Here is a 3,977-nt window from a genome sequence, read left to right as displayed (position 1 = left end):
TACATCCAAGTACTACTATTTATATAATCCGGCGGCGTAGCTCAGCTGGCTAGAGCGTACGGTTCATACCCGTAAGGTCGGGGGTTCGATCCCCTCTGCCGCCATCTTAAAGGACCTTTAGCTCAGTTGGTTAGAGCAGACGGCTCATAACCGTCCGGTCGCAGGTTCGAGTCCTGCAAGGTCCACCAGCATTTGTCTGTATAACACGGAGGAATACCCAAGTCTGGCTGAAGGGATCGGTCTTGAAAACCGACAGGGGTGTTAAAGCCCGCGGGGGTTCGAATCCCTCTTCCTCCGCCATTTCCAAATCAACGAATACGAAATGGCATAAGTTACTTAACAGATTTTGCTTATATAATATTATCGCGGGGTGGAGCAACGAGCATTGCAAAGGATGCGAGTAACACCGACAGCGAAGCGTAAGGTGTCCCTTATGCCATGTGCGTAGAGCATTTTGAATCATTACTAATATTATCGCGGGGTGGAGCAGTGGTAGCTCGTCGGGCTCATAACCCGAAGGTCGCAGGTTCAAATCCTGCCCCCGCAACCAAATGGTCCCGTGGTGTAGCGGTTAACATGCCTGCCTGTCACGCAGGAGATCGCCGGTTCGATCCCGGTCGGGACCGCCATTTTCCAAATACATAGAGTGATTTCTACAAGAAGTTTTTCTAATCATTCGGTAAATGAATTTCAAGTTAATGTGGCTCAGTAGCTCAGTCGGTAGAGCAAAGGACTGAAAATCCTTGTGTCGGCGGTTCGATTCCGTCCTGAGCCACCATGTAATGCGGGTGTAGTTTAATGGTAAAACCTCAGCCTTCCAAGCTGATGACGAGGGTTCGATTCCCTTCACCCGCTCCAAGGGCCTATAGCTCAGCTGGTTAGAGCGCACGCCTGATAAGCGTGAGGTCGGTGGTTCGAGTCCACTTAGGCCCACCATTCCGCAGTAGCTCAGTGGTAGAGCAATCGGCTGTTAACCGATCGGTCGTAGGTTCGAGTCCTACCTGCGGAGCCATCCATTTCATATGGGGAAGTACTCAAGAGGCTCAAGAGGCGCCCCTGCTAAGGGCGTAGGTCGCGAAAGCGGCGCGAGGGTTCGAATCCCTCCTTCTCCGCCATATTCTTGGCCCCTTGGTCAAGCGGTTAAGACACCGCCCTTTCACGGCGGTAACACGGGTTCGAATCCCGTAGGGGTCATAACAAAAAAACTGTACAGTCTTTGACTGTACAGTTTTTTTCATTTCTTATCTTCGATGTAACTATCGCCTCGGTGATACGGAATGTCGCCCATTGGCGATTCTACGCCTTCTTGGTCCAAGCTTTCCTCATATTCCTCTGAAGCGGAGGAGCGGACAAATCCACGTTCTTCTGCGCTGATATCGGTACTTGTAAATTCCTCATATTCTTCTGCAGCTCCCTCTGTTATCGGATCATCATATAAGGAGTTATAGTCGTCTCGATCTCCTACGAAATCAGAAGGGGTTTCCGAGGTTCCGGACTTTGCAATTTCCTGAAAGCTATCTTCACTATCCTCAATCGAATCATCCTCATGGCGATTGGCAAATGTATTCGGCTCCTCCGACATAATTAGAATATCCTTTTCGGAAGGCCTGTCTGTTGGGATCTGTCTTTCTGGCGTATGTTCAATGCAAAAGGTCGTATAGGGTAAAGCCTCCAACCGCTCAAACGGTATATTCTGGTGGCATACTTCGCATTTGCCATAGGTGCCGTTCTGCATCGCCTCCAGGGCATCTTCAACCTTGGCAATTTCTGAATCTGCATGTTCATTCAATGCCATATCCTTTTGACGTTCAAATAGTTCCGTTCCCATCTCTGCCGGATGATTATCGTACATCGATAGCTCTCCAATTTCATCTCTTTGACTATTTACGGTATCTGTTTCTTTTTCTGTTTTTGTCAATTGTCCTTTTAATTCTAGTAATTCATCCTTCAAAACGGCTAATTGTTTATCATTCAACATCTGCAGCACTTCCTTTTTCCATAATGACTGTAGTATGCTCCACCTACAGCAAATTCATGATTTCTATTGCTTTGTTGTACTTCTCTCTTTCCCTTTTTTTCAAACTCGTTAAACCTTCGTTCCATGTAAAAAGGACTCGCTGGAAGCGAGTCCTTACAAATTGTTAGATTAGATACCCTATCAGTATTCCAATTCCAAGCAACAGGGCAAATAGTGTATTCGTTACGGCTGTATTTTTCATGGCGGGCATGACTTGCAATGGAACTTCATGCCTTCTAAAGGTTTTAATGGCCCGTATTGGCTTCTTGACACTAAGAAAAACAAGGAGTGCCCAAATACTCACATGACCTGTAATGATTAGTGCAACAATCCAACAGTAGGAAATAATAAAAAAGGAAGCTAAAATGGTGATGGCACGGGGACGGCCAACGAGTATAGCAAGTGTCTTCCTTCCTCCTTCGCGATCTCCGACTATGTCCCGGATGTTGTTCGCCATCATGATGCCGGCTACGAGCAGCATACTTGGTATAGATAACAGAATCGCATCGAGGGTTACGCTTCCCATTTGAATGTAGAAAGCAATCAGTACAAGCAGCATGCCCATGACGACGCCCGAGAATAGCTCTCCAAATGGCGTATACGCAATGGGATAGGGTCCTCCGGTATAAAAGTAGCCGATTGCCATGCAGACCAATCCGACAGCTGCCAGCCACCATGACGTCTCCATGCAGATATAGACTCCAATACCTATGGAGATGGCATACAATAAGAAGGCGATGTTGAGGACTGTTCTAGGCTGAACGCCATTCCTCACAATCGTTCCTCCGATACCAATTGAATGTTCTGTATCCAGCCCTCTTTTATAATCATAGTACTCATTAAACATATTCGTAGCCATTTGGATGAATATACTTGCCACTAGCATGGCTAGAAAAAGAGGTAAGTGAAACTCTCCATATGAGAGGGCAATCATGGTTCCAAGAAATACTGGTGCAAAAGCCGCTGTCAGTGTATGGGGTCTTGTTAATTGCCACCAGATCCTCCATCCGGTATCTGCCTTAATCGTTTGTTGCAAATTGATTCGCTCCTAACTATAAAAAATGCTCGAATCCATTGTACTCCAAAATGAAGAAATAGGATATGCTGGTTTGCATTATTTATGCCTTTCCCATAGGTTTCCGGTATAATGGAAGAAGGGAAAAGAACAAAAGTGTGTGAATGGTAACGTAAGGAGAGAACATCATGATTCGGAATTTAACCGATGGTGATCACCGACAACTTGCGCGTGCTTCGAAAAAGTTGCATTTCTTCACTGAAACAATTGAAATCCGTGGAATCACGCCATTGACATTTTTTGAGTCTGGCTCAGCTGATTATAAAAACGAACGGTTTTATTGGCAGAATGCAGAAGCAAGCAAGACTCTTGTCGGTTTGGGACATGCCTATGTCATTTCATCTGAAAGCAGTACCGATAGATATAGCGATGTATCGAATGAATGGAAGCGATTATGTTCCGTTCTTGTTAAAGAGGAAAAAGATCGGGATCCCGTTCTTTTCGGAGGGTTTTCTTATGATCCGCTGCATAGGAAAGAGAGTGAGTGGAGCTCCTACCCATCCGCTTTTTTTGTTGTGCCTACTTTTCAGCTTGTCATTGAGGATGGTGTAACTTCCATTTCAATCAATTTGATTACGGAAGAGGAGCATGCGGTATCCGAGTTCGATACGTTGCGTGAAGAGCGGGACCGACTGATCCATATTACGCAAGTTCATGATTTTCAATATGGCGCCAAGCCTCAAATCCTGTCGACTGTCGAAAGGGAGAAGGAGAGGTATTTACAAGCCGTAGCCCAAGTAACGAAGCATATCCGTGAAGGCAAAGCGGAAAAAGTAGTGATTGCCCGCATGTTGGAGCTTTTGTTGCAGGAAGAAGTGTCTTCAACAGCTGTACTGCACTCCATTACAAATGAACAGCAGCAGAGTTATCACTTCGGACTCGAGA

General features: G+C 45.9%; 3 protein-coding genes and 11 tRNA genes. 12 read left to right on the top strand and 2 right to left on the bottom strand.

What is annotated here, in order from left to right:
* The first annotated feature begins 30 nt into the window (after positions 1-30).
* The 11 genes from NCCP2222_RS09620 to NCCP2222_RS09570 all read left to right on the top strand — a co-directional run bounded on the left by NCCP2222_RS09620 (position 31) and on the right by NCCP2222_RS09570 (position 1,194).
* Positions 31-104, top strand: a tRNA-Met gene (locus NCCP2222_RS09620).
* Between the two features lie 7 nt (positions 105-111).
* Positions 112-188 (top strand) — tRNA-Ile (locus NCCP2222_RS09615).
* Positions 189-207: 19 nt separating this feature from the next.
* A tRNA-Ser gene (locus NCCP2222_RS09610) sits at positions 208-300 on the top strand.
* A gap of 175 nt (positions 301-475) precedes the next feature.
* Positions 476-550, top strand: a tRNA-Met gene (locus tag NCCP2222_RS09605).
* Positions 551-553: 3 nt separating this feature from the next.
* Positions 554-629: transfer RNA gene (locus NCCP2222_RS09600), tRNA-Asp, on the top strand.
* Between the two features lie 73 nt (positions 630-702).
* A tRNA-Phe gene (locus NCCP2222_RS09595) sits at positions 703-778 on the top strand.
* A gap of 6 nt (positions 779-784) precedes the next feature.
* A tRNA-Gly gene (locus NCCP2222_RS09590) sits at positions 785-858 on the top strand.
* Between the two features lies 1 nt (position 859).
* Positions 860-936: transfer RNA gene (locus NCCP2222_RS09585), tRNA-Ile, on the top strand.
* A 1-nt stretch (position 937) separates the two neighbouring features.
* Positions 938-1,012: transfer RNA gene (locus NCCP2222_RS09580), tRNA-Asn, on the top strand.
* Between the two features lie 12 nt (positions 1,013-1,024).
* Positions 1,025-1,115, top strand: a tRNA-Ser gene (locus tag NCCP2222_RS09575).
* Positions 1,116-1,122: 7 nt separating this feature from the next.
* Positions 1,123-1,194: transfer RNA gene (locus NCCP2222_RS09570), tRNA-Glu, on the top strand.
* 40 nt (positions 1,195-1,234) lie between these two features.
* Here NCCP2222_RS09570 and NCCP2222_RS09565 read toward each other — a convergent pair.
* Positions 1,235-1,978: a TraR/DksA C4-type zinc finger protein gene (locus NCCP2222_RS09565; RefSeq protein ID WP_248511788.1), complete on the bottom strand. Its 744-nt coding sequence runs from the start codon at positions 1,976-1,978 to the stop codon at positions 1,235-1,237.
* 163 nt (positions 1,979-2,141) lie between these two features.
* Positions 2,142-3,053, bottom strand: a complete 912-nt coding sequence (locus tag NCCP2222_RS09560; protein WP_248511786.1) for a 1,4-dihydroxy-2-naphthoate polyprenyltransferase — start codon at positions 3,051-3,053, stop codon at positions 2,142-2,144.
* A 167-nt stretch (positions 3,054-3,220) separates the two neighbouring features.
* Between NCCP2222_RS09560 and NCCP2222_RS09555 the strand changes: the two genes are divergently transcribed.
* On the top strand, positions 3,221-3,977 hold a 757-nt coding region (locus tag NCCP2222_RS09555; protein WP_248511785.1), incomplete at its 3' end, for a chorismate-binding protein.

The organism is Sporosarcina sp. NCCP-2222 (genome assembly GCF_023168145.1).
GTDB lineage: Bacteria > Bacillota > Bacilli > Bacillales_A > Planococcaceae > Sporosarcina.
Note: the sequence above shows the minus strand (reverse complement) of the source record. Positions and strands in the feature narration are given on the sequence as shown.